Source organism: Caballeronia temeraria (assembly GCF_001544795.2).
Lineage (GTDB): Bacteria > Pseudomonadota > Gammaproteobacteria > Burkholderiales > Burkholderiaceae > Caballeronia > Caballeronia temeraria.
Genome location: NZ_FCOI02000004.1, coordinates 1 through 14,981, shown reverse-complemented (window position 1 = coordinate 14,981; position 14,981 = coordinate 1). Strand labels below are relative to the sequence as shown.

The 14,981-nt window shown below is 59.0% G+C and carries 16 protein-coding genes and 1 pseudogene; 10 read left to right on the top strand and 7 right to left on the bottom strand.

The window, feature by feature from the left end:
• Positions 1–14: 14 nt before the first annotated feature.
• The 4 genes and pseudogenes from AWB76_RS07205 to AWB76_RS07190 all read left to right on the top strand — a co-directional run bounded on the left by AWB76_RS07205 (position 15) and on the right by AWB76_RS07190 (position 2,513).
• On the top strand, positions 15–728 hold the full coding sequence (locus AWB76_RS07205; RefSeq protein ID WP_061159466.1) for a class II aldolase/adducin family protein: 714 nt from the start codon (positions 15–17) through the stop codon (positions 726–728).
• Between the two features lie 20 nt (positions 729–748).
• Positions 749–1,339: pseudogene (locus AWB76_RS07200) on the top strand (ABC transporter substrate-binding protein); the annotation flags it as partial.
• A gap of 30 nt (positions 1,340–1,369) precedes the next feature.
• A complete protein-coding gene (locus AWB76_RS07195) occupies positions 1,370–1,981 on the top strand; it encodes a chromate transporter (RefSeq protein WP_061159465.1) in 612 nt (203 codons plus the stop codon).
• 4 nt (positions 1,982–1,985) lie between these two features.
• Positions 1,986–2,513 carry a chromate transporter gene (locus AWB76_RS07190; RefSeq protein WP_061159464.1) on the top strand — a complete coding sequence of 176 codons (528 nt, stop codon included), beginning with the start codon at positions 1,986–1,988 and terminating at the stop codon, positions 2,511–2,513.
• 4 nt (positions 2,514–2,517) lie between these two features.
• On the opposite strand, the gene AWB76_RS07185 is transcribed toward AWB76_RS07190, so the two are convergent.
• Entirely contained in the window at positions 2,518–3,522 is a 1,005-nt protein-coding gene (locus AWB76_RS07185; RefSeq protein WP_061159813.1) for a zinc-dependent alcohol dehydrogenase family protein, read from the bottom strand.
• A 101-nt stretch (positions 3,523–3,623) separates the two neighbouring features.
• On the opposite strand from AWB76_RS07185, the gene AWB76_RS07180 reads away from it, so the two are divergent.
• The 4 genes from AWB76_RS07180 (at position 3,624) to AWB76_RS07165 (ending at position 8,732) form a co-directional block, all read left to right on the top strand.
• On the top strand, positions 3,624–4,499 hold the full coding sequence (locus AWB76_RS07180; protein WP_061159463.1) for a LysR family transcriptional regulator: 876 nt from the start codon (positions 3,624–3,626) through the stop codon (positions 4,497–4,499).
• 262 nt (positions 4,500–4,761) lie between these two features.
• Positions 4,762–5,217: a (2Fe-2S)-binding protein gene (locus AWB76_RS07175; protein ID WP_061159462.1), complete on the top strand. Its 456-nt coding sequence runs from the start codon at positions 4,762–4,764 to the stop codon at positions 5,215–5,217.
• 1 nt (position 5,218) lies between these two features.
• A complete protein-coding gene (locus AWB76_RS07170; RefSeq protein WP_061159461.1) occupies positions 5,219–7,453 on the top strand; it encodes a xanthine dehydrogenase family protein molybdopterin-binding subunit in 2,235 nt (744 codons plus the stop codon).
• A gap of 10 nt (positions 7,454–7,463) precedes the next feature.
• Positions 7,464–8,732, top strand: coding sequence for a c-type cytochrome (locus AWB76_RS07165; RefSeq protein WP_061159460.1), 1,269 nt, complete (start codon positions 7,464–7,466; stop codon positions 8,730–8,732).
• A 30-nt stretch (positions 8,733–8,762) separates the two neighbouring features.
• Here AWB76_RS07165 and AWB76_RS07160 read toward each other — a convergent pair whose 3' ends face one another.
• The gene (locus AWB76_RS07160; protein ID WP_061159459.1) at positions 8,763–9,032 is read right to left on the bottom strand and encodes a DUF1488 family protein; all 270 of its coding nucleotides are present in this window, start codon (positions 9,030–9,032) and stop codon (positions 8,763–8,765) included.
• A 455-nt stretch (positions 9,033–9,487) separates the two neighbouring features.
• On the opposite strand from AWB76_RS07160, the gene AWB76_RS38935 reads away from it, so the two are divergent.
• Both AWB76_RS38935 and AWB76_RS38930 read left to right on the top strand, forming a co-directional pair.
• Positions 9,488–9,928 carry a DUF3331 domain-containing protein gene (locus tag AWB76_RS38935; RefSeq protein WP_074171308.1) on the top strand — a complete coding sequence of 147 codons (441 nt, stop codon included), beginning with the start codon at positions 9,488–9,490 and terminating at the stop codon, positions 9,926–9,928.
• Positions 9,929–10,102: 174 nt separating this feature from the next.
• Positions 10,103–10,435 carry an H-NS family nucleoid-associated regulatory protein gene (locus tag AWB76_RS38930; protein WP_341845282.1) on the top strand — a complete coding sequence of 111 codons (333 nt, stop codon included), beginning with the start codon at positions 10,103–10,105 and terminating at the stop codon, positions 10,433–10,435.
• Positions 10,436–10,465: 30 nt separating this feature from the next.
• On the opposite strand, the gene AWB76_RS07155 is transcribed toward AWB76_RS38930, so the two are convergent.
• From AWB76_RS07155 to AWB76_RS41815, 5 genes are all read right to left on the bottom strand, one after another.
• The gene (locus AWB76_RS07155) at positions 10,466–11,938 is read right to left on the bottom strand and encodes an amidase (RefSeq protein ID WP_061159458.1); all 1,473 of its coding nucleotides are present in this window, start codon (positions 11,936–11,938) and stop codon (positions 10,466–10,468) included.
• A gap of 27 nt (positions 11,939–11,965) precedes the next feature.
• Positions 11,966–12,925 (bottom strand): LLM class oxidoreductase, encoded by a 960-nt coding sequence (locus AWB76_RS07150; protein WP_061159457.1) that lies wholly within the window; start codon positions 12,923–12,925, stop codon positions 11,966–11,968.
• A 93-nt stretch (positions 12,926–13,018) separates the two neighbouring features.
• The gene (gene mctP, locus AWB76_RS07145) at positions 13,019–14,500 is read right to left on the bottom strand and encodes a monocarboxylate uptake permease MctP (protein ID WP_061159456.1); all 1,482 of its coding nucleotides are present in this window, start codon (positions 14,498–14,500) and stop codon (positions 13,019–13,021) included.
• Positions 14,497–14,697, bottom strand: coding sequence for a DUF3311 domain-containing protein (locus AWB76_RS07140; RefSeq protein WP_061159455.1), 201 nt, complete (start codon positions 14,695–14,697; stop codon positions 14,497–14,499). The genes mctP and AWB76_RS07140 overlap by 4 nt, the downstream gene beginning before the upstream one ends.
• A gap of 51 nt (positions 14,698–14,748) precedes the next feature.
• Positions 14,749–14,981, bottom strand: a 233-nt coding sequence (locus AWB76_RS41815) for a hypothetical protein (protein ID WP_208606545.1), incomplete at its 5' end; no start/stop codon positions are given.

Below are 14,981 nucleotides of genomic sequence, written 5' to 3'. Positions count from 1 at the left end.
CACAGGACGACATCATGACTCTGGACGAAGCGAAGCAAAAACTGATAGATGCCGGGCGCATTCTCGAAGCGGAAGGTCAGGGCGATCTCACGCGCGGCCACATTTCCGTGCGCATCCCCGGCGATCCGACGCATTTCCTGATGAAGCCGCATAGCCACGGCTTCGACGAGATCACCGAAGACAACATCGTCGTCTGCAATCTCGAAGGCGAGAAGGTGAGCGGCGGCGGGCGCCGTCATAGCGAAGTGTTCATCCACTCGGAGATCTTCAAGGTGCGCCCGGAAGTGACGAGCGTGATCCACGCACATCCCACGCACGCTGTCGCGCTGTCGGCAACCGGTCAGCCGCTCGAAATGATCAGCCAGCCGAGCGTGCATTTCGCCGACGGCCTGCCGTACTACACGGAGACGATGAACCTGATCCGCACGCAGGACATGGGCGCGGGCGTCGCGCGTGCGCTCGGATCGAGAAAAGCCGTTCTGATGCGCAATCACGGCGTGGCGGTGGTGGGGCGATCCATCGAGGAATCGGTCGTGCTGTCGCTGCTTCTGGATAATGCATGCCGCATTCAATTGCTGACGAAGGCGGCGGGCGGTATCGGCGAAACCTTCTCGAAGGAGGACGTCGATCGTCTGCACGACGCCGTCACGCGCGCCGAGCAGTTCGCCGTCAATTTCGAATTCCTGCGCCGCAAGGTCAATCGCAATCTCGTGCATTCGCTGGTTTGATGCACTTTGCATGCGAACGCGACGTGAAGTGGGTGCGTGGCGGCATAGATGAACCGGGGCGGCCCGAAAAGATCAAGCTCGATTTGCCATCCGACATTCGTCTCGAAGCCGCGCCCGGGCACGACACGATTTCGGCGATGCTCGATCGCGGCGATATTGACGGCTTCATGGCGCCGCGCCCGCCGGGTTGCGCGGCGACGAACCCGAACGTCGGGTGGCTGTTCCGCGATCCGACAGCGGCGGCGAAGGACTATTATCGTCGCACACGCGTGTTCCCGATCATGCATGTGGTGGGCGTTCGCAAGACGCTGGCCGAGCAGCATCCCTGGTTGTCCGCAGCCGTGCTCAAGGCTTTCACTGAGGCAAAACGCGTAGCGCTCGCGCGACTGTCGGATACATCGGCTACGAAAGTCACGCTGCCCTTTGTCGAAGAGCAATTGAAAGCCGCGCGCGAATTGATGGGCGACGATCACTGGTCCTACGGCATCGAAGCGAATCGCGATACACTCGAAACCTTCCTGCGCCATCATCATTCCCAAGGGCTGTCGAAACGGCGCTTGAGTATCGAAGATGTATTCCACCCGGCCACGTTCGAAACGGCAAAGATATAAGCGCGCCTCTTCCCGACAGCACGCATCACGATGACCGCTCATACGATCCGCGATATATCGCCCGCCGCCTCGTCATCGAGCGATGCGGACACATGCGGCACGCCGCCCGTTCCCACTTCGTACGCGTTACTTAAAGCGTTCTTTCTTATCGGATTGACGGGCTTCGGCGGCGTGTTGCCGTGGGCGCGGCGCATGCTTGTGGAGCGTCTCGGCTGGATGACGAATCGCGAGTTCGCGGAGTTGTTGCCGCTCGCGCAATTGCTGCCGGGACCGAACGTCGCGAATATCGCAACCGTGCTCGGGCGGCAATATCGCGGAGCAAAGGGTGCGGCTATCGCGGTGTTCGGGTTATATCTTGCGCCGACGATCATCACCATTGGCGTCGGCTATGCGTATGCGCGCTGGGGACATGCGCCGATCACCGCGCATCTGTTTGCTGGACTCATGCCCGCGGCGACAGGACTCGTCATCGCGACCGTGCTCAAGCTCGTGACGAGCTTGCCGCGCGGCGCAGCGAGCATCGTGCTCGTAGCGGCGACGTTCATCGCCGTCGCGATCATGAAGATTCCACTTCTTATCGTACTTGCTGTGCTCGGCCCGCTCGGCACCATCGCGGTGTTGCGTCGCGCGCATAAGGAGTAACGCGATGTGGCACACACTCGCCGATCTCTTCGTGCATGGCGCGATATGGTCGTTGCTCGCCGTGGGCGGCATGAATGCAACGCTCGCCGATATCCAGCGTTATGCGGTCGATACGCGTCACTGGGTGACCGGCGAGCAGTTCGTCACGTTCTTCTCGATCACACAGGCCGCGCCGGGACCGAACGGCATGGCGGTTGCATTGATTGGCTTTCAGGCGGCAGGACTGGCCGGTGCACTCGTTTCGACTGTCGCGAAGATTTTGCCTTCATCGCTGATGGCTTATTTCGTCAGCGCGTGGGTCGAACGTCGACGGGACTCGCGCATCGTCACCGCGATTCGCAAAGGACTCGCGCCCGTGACGGTCGGGCTGCTCGTATCGGCGGCTTATGTGTTTACGCGCGAGACAGATGTCAATCTTCCGCGCGCGCTTTGTACGGCGGTGTGTGCGGCAGTCGCATATCGCAGCAAGCTCAATCCGATTTATCTCGTTGCGGCGAGCGCGCTTCTCGGACTGGCCGGCGTGTTCGGTTGATCGTTCAGCCTGCGAGCGATGTATCGATATCGACGACGATCTTGCCGCGCGCCGTGCCATTCAATAGTGCTTCATAAGCTTGCTCGATGCTGTTCATATCGAAACGCCTTGCATCGATACGTGGAGTGAGCTTGCCCGCTTCGACCAGCTTTGTCGCTTCAAACAACATCTCGCCGTGATGCGCGCGATGTTGTCCCGTCAAGAGCGGATGCAACGTGAACACACCCGAATAAGTCGCCTCGCGAAACGACAGCGGCGCGAGCGCGTGCGTGCCCCATCCCAGCGCACTCACGACGTGACCGAAGTGCTTCACCGCTGCGAAGGATGCATCGAGCGAAGCTCCGCCCGCCGTATCGACGACGAGATCGAAGCCCGCGCCATTCGTATGAGCGGCGACGTATTGTTCGACACTAGTCGTTCGATAATCAATCGGCGTCGCACCGAGGCTATGAACGTATGCGTGATCGCGCTCGCTCGCCGTCGCGAATACATGCGCACCGAGTGCTCGCGCAAGTTGTACGGACACGTGGCCGACGCCGCCTGCACCGCCTTGCACGAGCACCGTTTGTCCCGCTTGCAGATGCGCACGATCGACGATGCCCGCATACGACGTGATGAAAGCGAGCGGCAGAGCGGCGGCGCTGCGCATCGATAGATTCGCGGGCTTATGTGCAAGCAGCGCGGCATCGACCGCGGCGTAATGCGCGAGCGAGCCCTGAATGCCGCCGACACCGCCCGTCATGCCGTAGACCGCGTCGCCGGGCCTGAAGGTATCGACGCCCGCGCCGACTGCTTCCACGATACCCGACATATCGATGCCGAGCACCAATGGCAGCGGATGTTTCGCATGGGCCGCCGCACCCGCGCGAATCTTTGTGTCGAGCGGATTAAGGCCACTCGCGGCGATACGCACGAGCACTTGGCCGGGCCCCGGTTCGGGACGATCGAGTTCGATGAGTTCGAGCGGGCCGTTATGGCGCTCGAGAACGAGTGCCTGCATCGTGGACATCCGCGGCTCCTGAAAAGATTGAACGCTGATTGCAATGCGCTCATACTCCGCCATGCACACGAGCATGTAAATCGACAGAATTGCACGGTAGTCATACGAAAATGAATGGGCCGATTTTCGAATGGAGTGACGTGCGTATCTTCCTCGCTATCGCGCGAAGCGGTACGCTAGGCGCGGCCGCGAGGACGATCGGACAGACGCAGCCAACGATGGGCCGCCGCCTGCGCGCGCTCGAGGAATCGCTCGGCCAAATGCTCTTTCAGCGCACGAGCGATGGATTCGTATTGACCGATGAAGGCGCTGCGGTCCTTGCCTATGCGGAGCGCATGGAGGAAGAGGCACTCGGCTTTACGCGCGCGCTTGCAGGACAGGACGCAAAGCTGACGGGACAGCTCAGAGTATCGTCATCGGACTGGTTCGGCGTGCATGTGCTGACGCCGGTATTCGCATGCTTTCTCGCGAAACATCCGGACGTGTCCATTGAACTCGTCACCGATGCCCGCCGCTATAGCCTCGCGCGCCGCGAGGCGGATCTCGTGTTTCGGATCACGCCATTCGACGAACCTGATGTAGTGCAGCGCAAGCTCACGCATATCGAGTATGCATTGTATGGACGTAACGATCTCCCAACGCCCAAAGCTGGTAACGGGAAAGGGCAAACGCTCATTAGCATGGACAGCGCATTCGATCAGCTACCGGATGTGCTTTGGTTAAAGCGCATCTTGCCCGAAGCGAAAATTATTTTCGGCAGCAATAATCGCGAGGCGCAAGCAAGCATGTGCGCCTTGGGTGCGGGCTATGCTGTTTTGCCTTGTCCTTTGGGTGAATCCGATCCGCGCCTCAAGCGCTTCGATCTCGGCGCAACGCCGCCCGGACGTGACGTATGGCTCGGTTATCACCGCGACCTGAAACGCGTAGCGCGTCTGCGTGCCTTATTGGAAGAAACCATATCTGCGTTCGGCGAAACATCCAGTTGATTTTTGATGCAACTAACTGTCTTTGCCGCTAACCCACCGCGAATTAAATCGCCGCGCAGCACAGAATAAAGCTAAGCGGGCAGCCGGGGTTTCAGGCAATCATCTGCACCAAAATGAAGCGCTAAAGCAAAGCGCGCGCTTCACCATTCAAGCTCGATTTTTAAAGCAGCGCTACAATCCCGAATCCTAAAAGGCGATCGCCGCCCCACGCATTCGGCCAATTGCGATATCCGCCGAAACCACTCATAAGCCGGAGCCGCTCATGACGAGTCTTTCCATCAACGGCCAGAACCATACGATCGATGCCCCGCCCGACATGCCGCTCCTCTGGGTATTGCGCGACGTCGTGGGATTGACCGGGACAAAGTTCGGCTGCGGTATCGCCCAATGCGGCGCATGCACCGTTCATCTCGATGGCGTCGCCATTCGTTCATGCGTATTGCCGATTGCTGCCGTGGGCGATCGGAAAGTGACGACGATCGAAGGCGTCGGCGACACGCCCTCCGGCAAGAAAGTGCAAGCCGCATGGCGTCAACTCGATGTCGTGCAATGCGGTTACTGTCAGTCCGGACAGGTGATGTCCGCTGCGGCGTTGCTCTCGACCGTCCCTGATCCCAGCGATTCCGATATCGATGCTGCAATGGCGGGCAATATCTGTCGCTGTGGCACTTATCACCGCATCCGCGCCGCTATCAAGCAAGCCGCGAAGGAGGCGTGACATGTCCCAAGGATTGATTGAAGCGGGACGTCATGCGGCTCGTGCGGGCTTCTCGCGTCGCGCGTTTCTCAGGTTCGGCATAACGGCGGGCGTCGCTGCAAGCGGCGGATTGCTGATCGGTTTTAGCTTGCCCGCCGCAAGTCAGGATCAAAACAAGGGCAAGTCGGTGATTGGCGGCGATGCAGTGGAGTCTCCGCAAGACGGTGTCTTTGCGCCGAATGCTTTCGTGCAGATCGATAAGAGCGGCAAGGTTGTACTCATCATGCCGAAAGTTGAGATGGGCCAAGGCGTCTACACCGCATTGCCCATGTTGATCGCAGAGGAACTCGATGTTCCGCTCGACAGCGTCACGATCGATCATGCTCCGCCCAACGAAAAGCTTTTCACGGATCCGCTGCTGGGTGGCCAATTGACGGGCGGCTCAACTTCCATACGCTATGCATGGGAACCGTTGCGCAAAGCGGGCGCGGCCGCGCGGATGATGCTCGTTGCAGCGGCGGCGCAGCAATGGCAATGTGATCCTTCGTCTTGTCAGGCCCAAGACGGCAAGGTGATGCATGCCTCGGGCGATCGCAGTGCAAGTTATGGCGAGCTCGCCGAAACGGCGGCGAAGATGCCTGTGCCGCAAGATATCAAGCTCAAGGATCCGCATCACTTCAAGATCGTCGGCACGCCGGTGAAACGGCTCGACTCGCCGGAGAAAGTAGACGGCACCGCTATCTTCGGTCTCGACGTTCGTTTGCCCGATATGGTGTACGCGGCAATTGTGAATTGCCCGGTATTCGGTGGCACGCTCGCATCCGTCGACGATAGCAATGCGAAGAAGATTCCCGGCGTGCGTCAGATCGTGAAGTTCGACAACGGCGTCGCAGTGATCGGCGATCATACATGGGCCGCCAAGCGCGGCGCTGCGGCCTTGCAGATTCGGTGGAACGAAGGCGCGAGCGCCAAGGTATCGACGCAACAGATCGTCGATGATATGGCGAACGCATCGCAACGCGCGGGCGCGGTCGCACGGAAGGACGGCGATGTCGGCAACGCATTCTCCAGCGCAAAGACGCGGGTCGATGCGGTCTACGTCCAGCCGTTTCTCGCTCATGCGACGATGGAACCGATCAACTGCACCGTGCATGTGCGCCCCGATGGCTGCGATATATGGCTTGGCACGCAAGTGCCCACGCGTATTCGCGATGCCGGCATGAAAGCGACCGGCTTGCCTGCCGATAAGATTTTCGTGCATAACCATCTTCTGGGTGGCGGCTTCGGCAGGCGGCTCGAATTCGACATGGCCACGCAAGCGCTCAAGATTGGAAAAGCGCTCGGCGTGCCCGTAAAGGTGACCTGGTCGCGCGAGGAAGATATCCAGCACGACATGTATCGACCGTGCTATTACGACAAGTTATCCGCCGGGCTTGATGCGAATGGAAAGCCTGTTGCATGGACGCATCGCATCGTCGGATCGTCGGTGCTTGCGCGTTTTGCACCGCCTGCGGTGAAGAATGGAATCGATCCGGACGCCGTCGAAGTCGCATCCGATCTTCCCTACGATCTCCCCAATCAACTCGTCGATTATGTACGGCTCGAGCCGCATGATGTGCCTACAGCGTTCTGGCGCGGCGTGGGACCGACACGCGGCACGTTTGTCGTGGAAAGCTTCATCGATGAACTGGCTGTTCAGGCGAAAGCCGATCCCGTCAAATACCGGCGCGATCTGCTCGGCAAGACGCCGCGTGCGCGCAACGTACTCGACGTAGCGACGCAGGCCGCCGCCTGGGGACAGCAATCCGTGCCGCAGGGACAGGGACGCGGTGTGTCGGTGATGCATGCGTTCGGCAGTTTCTTCGCTATCGTCGCGGATGTCACCGTCGACAAGGGTGGCGAAGTGAAGGTGAATCGCATCGTGTGTGCGGTCGATTGCGGTATGGTCGTGAATCCCAATACGGTCGAAGCCCAAGTGCAGGGCGGCATCATCTTCGGCATCACGGCTGCGCTCTATAGCGAAATCACCATTAAGGATGGCCGCGTCGAACAAAGTAATTTCACCGATTACCGCATGCTGCGTATTCACGAAACGCCGCCGGTGGAAGTGCATATCGTCAAGAGCACCGAAGCGCCCGGCGGTATCGGCGAGCCGGGCACGGCGGCGCTTGCGCCGGCTATTACCAATGCAATCTATGCCGCAACCGGCAAGCGATTGAGACGCCTGCCGGTGGGCGATCAGTTGCGTACCGCTTGAGGAGGCCGTCATGAAAAATGCATTGAAGCCTCTCTTCGCAGTGTTGTTTGCGTTGGCGTCCTCGGCTCAGGCGGCTGATGATGCGCTCGTTACGCGTGGAGCGTATCTCGCGAGAGCGGGCGATTGCGTTGCCTGTCACTCGGCGCCGCGCGGCAAACCATTCGCAGGCGGTTTGCAGATGATGACGCCCTTGGGTGCGATCTACACGACGAATATCACGCCGGACCCTGACACGGGCATTGGCCGTTATACCGAAGAAGAGTTTGCGCGCGCGTTGCGTGAAGGCTTGGCGAAGGACGGCCACAATCTCTATCCGGCGATGCCCTATCCCTCTTATGCCAGGATCAACGACGAAGACATGCATGCGCTCTATGCGTATTTCATGCATGGCGTCACGCCTGTCAGTCAAGCCAATCGTGAGCCGGATATCAAATGGCCGCTCAATATGCGCTGGCCGCTCAAACTCTGGAACGTGGTCTTTCTGGATAAGAACGTGTATCAGAACAAGCCCGGTAAGGATGTCGCCTGGAACCGCGGCGCATATCTTATTCAGGGGCTGGGCCATTGCGGATCGTGCCATACGCCGCGAGGCATTGCATTCCAGGAGAAGGGACTCGACGAGAGCAGCAGCGCATATCTGACGGGCGGAGTGCTCGATAACTGGTTCGCTTCGAATCTGACCGCCGAGCATAATACCGGACTGGGGCGCTGGTCCGAGGCGGACATTGCAAGCTTCTTGAAGACGGGCGCGAATGCGCATGCCTCGGCATTCGGTTCGATGACCAGTGTCATCAACAACAGCACGCAGATGTTGAGCGACGCCGATATCGGCGCGATGGCGCATTACCTGAAAACGTTGCCGGCATCGGGCGGCAACGGCGGCGCGCCGTATTCATATGATCCGAAAGCGACCAAGGTGTCATTGACACGTCCGGCTGCCACGGATTCCGGCGCGCGTGTCTACACCGCGTATTGCATGCATTGCCACGGTATCGACGGTCGCGGGTTTGTGCCGATGCTTGCGCCGCTCGCAGGCAATCCAAATGTCCTGGAAAAAGATGCGTCGTCGTTAATCAACGTGACACTGAACGGAACCGATGATCTGGTTATTGACGGCGTGCCCGCGCCTTACCCTATGCCGCGTTATGCGCCCGTGTTGAACGATCAGCAGGTCGCCGATGTACTGACTTTCATTCGAGGCGCCTGGAACAACAACACGGCGGCGGTGCAGGCCGAGGATGTGACCAAGATGCGTAAGGCGACGCAGGCAGCGCGTTGATTTGTGAAGCGATTGCGAAAGCTTTTGTCTTCAGGAAGAAAAATCAACGACGTCCAGATGAATTGAACTGGACGGATGCGCCAGAAACTTTCGATGCACGCGCGCGCTGATGCGCTCATAGCCATCGCTCAGTGCTTTGAGCAGACGCTCGTCGCTCGCCCCTGCCGGCGCCCAAAAGCACTGCTCCAATGCCTTGCGCGTGATGTTGCATTGAATCGCCTGCTCGCGCGAGAAGGCGACAAAGCTCACGGAACCGCGGTCCGCAGCAATAGTGGCATGGATCGAAAGCTTGGTTGTCATGATTCGACAGGAGAAATCCGGTTCGTTCGATTTTATTGTGTCAGAAATCGGTGAGTTCGCGCATCTCCGATTAGGCGAGAAACGTGCGGCAACGGCCAGAGCCGGGCCGTGTGCGAGCGCTCCCACACATAAGCCGCTCGCAAATATCATATGAAATACGCGAACGTTCGTTCCTATGATATTTTCATTAAATGTCCGCTGATAAGGTTGGGCCACGAACCATCGGCCTTGCCTTGTCCGCGAATAGCAAGCACCTGCGCTGGCGCGCTTATCCTGATCTGTCCACGAAAAATCGAAAGAAAAGCATGCTCAGGTGTACTACTCTAGGAACGATCATCCGAAGCGGCGCGGCAGACCGGCACAGGAAGCGGGTCATGCGGCGCATTCCCCGGAACTCCACCGGCAACGTCCCCGGTTTCTGTTGTGGCGGGCGTTGTCGCCAGCAGGAGCGGAACATGAAGCATCCATCTTTGATGGATCCCTGGAGCCGTACCCTGGCAATGCTCGAAAGCCGTCCGAGCCGCCCGACTGAAGCGAACGAGAGACTTGCATTGATGACACGATCGCTCGTGCGCAACGTGCAGGGCAGAAATGCATGCATCGGACCAACTGATGGGAACTGCGTCAATATTCGCGTGCTAGAGCGCCTGAGCGAATCGACGCTCTCTTTGTCATGGCATGATCCGACATCGTTCAATTACTCAGAGCAGGTGTGGGCGCTATGCACCGCTCGCAAACGCGGAACATGCGCATTGAGCGGACAGGCGATCAGGCGCGGACAACCCGTTTATAGGCCACGGCGCGTCGGCAGTTCCGTTCCGCTCAATAGCGGCGCGATGATCCTGGCACTTGCATTGACCCCGGCTGAACAGGAAGCGACCCTGGTTTCCGATTAATCCGGATTGCGCTTGCATAACGTGTGCGCAATGCACGCGTTTCGGCATAGTCATACACAGAACGCCGACGTGGTCGCGCACGTCCTATGGCGATCCTTAGGCGCACGCGGCTGTTCTAATCGTATGAGCAGTGCGCAAGTGGGAACAGATACATAGCGTGTTGATATCGAAGGATTGGACTGCAATCTCCGTGGCAAGCGATGCTTTACGTCGGCATTGTGTACAAAGCGCGGTCGTCCGGCGGGCGAAAAGCAATCAGCCGGTTCAAAGAAGGCGGCAAACAAGTCCAAACTACCGCCTAAATATCGGGATCCGGTATCGGGTGCAACCTGGAGTGGCCATGCGCGACCGCCGGCATGGATCAAGGACGCGCCTGATCGCAGCGTATATCTGATCGATGGCGCATCACGCAGGAATGGTGCCGCGACGAAAAACACGTCAAAGCGGAATGGTCGCAGTGTTGCGAAGAAGTTCTCCCGCGCGAGCGCACAGAGCGCCGCAGCGTGAAACCGGCTAGCTTAGGCGATCTTTAAAGTTCTATCCGAGCAAGGGACTGCGCGCGCTGGAATATCCGCTTGCGCGATCATAGGCCAGTCCGATCTGCAATACGCCCAGATCGTCCTGTGTCCGGCCGATGATCTGCAACCCCGCGGGCAAGCCGTCAGGACCGAAGCCGGCCGGCGCGCTTAGTGCGGGCAGGGACGCCATCGTCGCAGGCACGACGGTTTCCATCCAGCGATGATAGCTATCCATCTTCCGGCCGCCAACAGCGTGAGGCCAGTCCAGGTCTGCGTCGAAAGGAAACACCTGAGCCGAAGGCATGACCAGGTAGTCGACGTGATCAAACAACGCGTTGATTGCTTGATACGCGGCCGAGCGGGCGCGAATTGCACGCGAAACATCTTCTCCCGATAACTTGAGGCCCCGCTCGATTTCCCAAACGGCCTCGGGTTTAAGCAGCTTGCGCTTCGCGGCATCGCGATAGAGCGGCGCATTGGTGCCGGAGAACGTGAGGCTGCGCAAATCGATCCACGCGCTCCAAAGACGGTCGAGATCGAAATCGATATTGACGGCCTCCACGATGCAACCCGCTGATTCGAAGTGACGCAGCGCTGCTGCATACGCGTCCATCAAACCCGCTTCCGTCGGCAGATGTCCGCCCAAATCGCCCAGCCAACCGATGCGAGTGCCGCGCACGTCATGTTCGAGCGCATTCACGAAGTCAGCAGGCTTGTCGTGTCTGCGCGAAAGAGGCGCGCGTGCGTCGAAGCCCGCTTGCACGGACAATAAAAAGCCAAGATCTGGAATGGTTCGGGCAATCGGGCCGGCGACGCTGAATTGCTGGAAGAACACATCATCGCTGGGCGCGTAGGGCACACAGCCTGGCGTCGAGCGAAAGCCGAAGACGTTGTTGAATGCGGCGGGCGTGCGCAGAGAACCCATCATGTCGGTGCCGTCCGCGCACGGCAGCATGCGCAGTGCAACGGAGACAGCGGCGCCGCCGCTGCTGCCGCCTGCCGAACGCGATTGGTCGAACGCGTTGCGCGTCGTGCCGTACACAGGGTTATAGGTATGCCCGCCCAGGCCGAATTCCGGCGAGTTGGTGCGGCCGATGAAAATCGCGCCCGCTTTGCGCATACGCTCGAAAATGATCGCATCGACTTTCGAAACTTCGCCTGCATAAATGGGCGAGCCTTTCGTCGTGACCATGCCGGCGACGGGAAGGATATCCTTGGGCGCTTGCGGGAAGCCATGCAGCGCTCCGAGACTGTCTCCTTTCGATAGCTGCGTGTCGCGCTTGACCGCAAGCGAACGCAGCGCGTTGCGATCCTGCATGGCGACGATTGCATTGACCTTCAGATTGAGCCGATCGATTTGCGCGAGATAGGCATCCATCACTTCGACGCATGAGATATCGCGCGCATGAATCGCTCGGGAAAGAGCGACAGCTTCGAGCGATACGATTTCGTCATCGGGCCTGGAAGCAGAGTTTTCGTCGATTGCGATCATGGTTTTGTCGAGAATAAGCGAGCGGATTCAGCGATGAAACTCGGGAAGCACATGTGCCGCGACATCTTCGATGATATCGCGCGCAGGTCTTCGTTCCGATGTGATGTTGAGTGTCACGTGGTGTGTGCCGCTGTCGCGCATCTCATGCAGAAGCGCAACGAGCGCGCGATGCCCCGTGCGATAGCCTAGCGGGATATCACTTGCGGGCTCACTGGCCTCGTTGCTGAGATCGAGGCGCATTGCGACGCCGAATGCGCGAAACGCGCCTGACGCCGAGCGATCGACTGCAGCGCGCCACATGCTGTATCGGCCGCGCTGTGTTTGTGGTTCCCGGTGGTATGTCATCCAGCCGAGCGAATGACGTGCAATCCAGTCGACGCTCTGTCCGCCCGAACCGACGGCAAGCATCGGAATCGACGTGTTCTGGTGCGGCAACAGATAGAACTCGGGCGCGCCTTCGGGGACATGATCCGGTATAACGTGCGAGGGCACGGAAACGGCCGCGGCGAGCGTTTCCCAATGCTGTCTGTAAAGATCTCTTCGCGCATCGGGATCGCGGCCGAAGGCAGCGTATTCCGGCGGACGATCGCCCGAGCCGACGCCCAGAATAAAGCGTCCGTGAGACAGCGTGTCGACGGAGATCGCGGCCTTGGCGACGTGAAGCGGATGTCTCAGCGTCAACACGATTGCCCCGCTGATCAGCGCGATACGTTGCGTATTCGATGCCAGTGCGCCCAGCAGCACCCACGGGTCGAGATGCCCGACCGGATCGGGATAACCGACGCTATTGAGCGGTACGTCCCGAACCCAGAGCGCGCGAAAGCCGAGATCATCCGCGAGCCGCGCAAGGGCGAGCTGTTCCTTGAAGTCGACGACGCTTTGCGCATCGCGCGTAATCGGCAATGTGATACCGATTGAGAGCTTGTCTTCGGCAAACACAACGTTCGCGATAGAAGACGAAGCTGAAGTGTTTTCGCTGGCGATCATGACACGCGTTGCGCCGAGAAAAGGATTTGACGCCGATGGTATCACTGCCTTTGCGAACGATGCCCGGCGCGAAGATGCGCTGGGCATCGCCTTTTATGCAACAGGCACCAAGCTGCGGCGCGTGACGAGCGAAACGACATACGTCACGACGATATTCACGACGAGCGCAATCAAGCCGATATAAACCGGCCACGAAGCATCGCCGAGATGGACGACATAAACCGGCTTGAGTCCTTGCGAAATCGCGAGACCCGTGCCCAATACGATGCCGAAGAGCCAGCCGAGGAAGAGACCGGGCGTCGTCAGCCGGCGTGTATAGAGTGAGAACACGATTGCCGGGAAGATCTGCAGGATCCATACGCCGCCGAGCAATTGCAAATCGATCGCATACTGAGTCGGCAGGAACACGATGAACAGCAACGCGCCGAACTTCACGACGAGCGACACGAGTTTCGCGGTCGATGCTTCAGCAGCCGACGACATATCGGGTGAAACGAGCGGACGCCACAAGTTGCGCGTGAACAGGTTCGCCGCGCCGATCGACATGATTGCCGCCGGCACGAGTGCGCTGATCGCAATGGCCGCTGCCGCAAAGCCCACGAACCACGACGGAAAAAGCGTGCCGAACAACGTCGGCACGACATCCGATGCCGATTTCACGTGCACGCCGGCCGCGATCGCCATATAGCCGAGCAGCGCGATCAAACCGAGCAGCAATGTATAGGCGGGCAGGAAAATTGCATTCTTGCGCACGGTTGTCGCGGACGACGAGGAGAGCACCGCGGTCATCGTATGCGGATACATGAATGCGGCAAGCGCGGAGCCGAGCGCAAGCGATGCATAGGCCGTGAATTGGCCCGGCTTGAGGATGATGCCCGTCGGGCCGCCTTTGGCCTTGAAGTATTGATCGGCCGAATCGAACACGTGCGCGTAGCCGCCTAGCTTTTGAGGAATGAGCCATATCGCCGCGATCACGACGATATAGATCATGATGTCTTTGACGAACGCGATCATCGCGGGCGCGCGCAAACCGCTCGTATAGGTATAAAGCGCAAGAATCACGAATGCGACGATGAGCGGCAACTCGCCCGTGACACCAAGGCCCTTGATGACCACTTGCATGCCGACGAGCTGCAGCGCGATATAAGGCATGGTCGCAACGATGCCCGTGATCGCCACTGCCGCTGGAAACCATTTACCGCCATATTCGCCCTGTACATAGTCGGCACCGGTAATGTGATTCTTTGCGTGCGCGATCTTCCACAGCTTGGGCATCACCGCGAACACGAACGGATAGACGATGATCGTATAAGGCAACGCAAAAAAGCCGTAGGCTCCGACCGAATAAACGAGCGCCGGGACTGCAATCACGGTATAGGCCGTATAGAAGTCGCCGCCGACAAGAAACCATGAAATCAACACGCCGAACTGGCGGCCGCCCAGGCCCCATTCGTGAAGCTGCGTGAGGTCGCCTCGTTTCCAGCGCGCGGCAAAGAAGCCGACGACGGTAACAAGCACGAAGAACGCGATGAAGATGGTCATCGCAACGGGATCGACTGGCGTGAGATCGTTCATTTCAGACCCCTGTACACGATGTAAAGCAGGAGCGAAGTGAGCGGCACCCACAGAAACTGATACCAGTAGAAGAACGGAAAGCCCGCGAATGAAGGACGTGTATCGTTATAGAAAGGCAGCCAGAGCAATGCGACATAGGGTATCAATAGCGCGACCCAGAGCCACGGGCTGCGGAGCGTCTCATCATTGGGTTCCAAAGCTTTTCTCCTCGTGAATCAGCGCTGATAAGAACGTGCGGGCGTTGGAAGTCATGCATGACGATGCGAGCAAGCAAGCGCCGCGCCGTCAACGGTGCGCATTATCCAACCTATTCTGTTTTGTTGCCGGACGCTTAACAGGTTGCTGAAGTACCGAGGGTTCATGTCATCGTGGAAGTGCCCTGATGCGTTGATATTAGACCCCTTACTTGCCCACTGAAGATCATGCGCGGCGCCGACACGTTCACCGAGAGTCTGTTTTCCCTGCGAAAGCTGGACGACTT

Bases quoted from the DNA above. Each gene is read 5' to 3' on its own strand.
- AWB76_RS07150 (WP_061159457.1), bottom strand. From the start codon at position 12,925: ATGATCGCCAGCGAAAACACTTCAGCTTCGTCTTCTATCGCGAACGTT.
- AWB76_RS07165 (WP_061159460.1), top strand. From the start codon at position 7,464: ATGAAAAATGCATTGAAGCCTCTCTTCGCAGTGTTGTTTGCGTTGGCG.
- AWB76_RS38935 (WP_074171308.1), top strand. From the start codon at position 9,488: ATGAAGCATCCATCTTTGATGGATCCCTGGAGCCGTACCCTGGCAATG.
- AWB76_RS07205 (WP_061159466.1), top strand. From the start codon at position 15: ATGACTCTGGACGAAGCGAAGCAAAAACTGATAGATGCCGGGCGCATT.
- AWB76_RS07170 (WP_061159461.1), top strand. From the start codon at position 5,219: ATGTCCCAAGGATTGATTGAAGCGGGACGTCATGCGGCTCGTGCGGGC.
- mctP (WP_061159456.1), bottom strand. From the start codon at position 14,500: ATGAACGATCTCACGCCAGTCGATCCCGTTGCGATGACCATCTTCATC.
- AWB76_RS07185 (WP_061159813.1), bottom strand. From the start codon at position 3,522: ATGTCCACGATGCAGGCACTCGTTCTCGAGCGCCATAACGGCCCGCTC.
- AWB76_RS07195 (WP_061159465.1), top strand. From the start codon at position 1,370: ATGACCGCTCATACGATCCGCGATATATCGCCCGCCGCCTCGTCATCG.
- AWB76_RS07160 (WP_061159459.1), bottom strand. From the start codon at position 9,032: ATGACAACCAAGCTTTCGATCCATGCCACTATTGCTGCGGACCGCGGT.
- AWB76_RS07190 (WP_061159464.1), top strand. From the start codon at position 1,986: ATGTGGCACACACTCGCCGATCTCTTCGTGCATGGCGCGATATGGTCG.
- AWB76_RS07180 (WP_061159463.1), top strand. From the start codon at position 3,624: ATGAATGGGCCGATTTTCGAATGGAGTGACGTGCGTATCTTCCTCGCT.
- AWB76_RS07175 (WP_061159462.1), top strand. From the start codon at position 4,762: ATGACGAGTCTTTCCATCAACGGCCAGAACCATACGATCGATGCCCCG.
- AWB76_RS07155 (WP_061159458.1), bottom strand. From the start codon at position 11,938: ATGATCGCAATCGACGAAAACTCTGCTTCCAGGCCCGATGACGAAATC.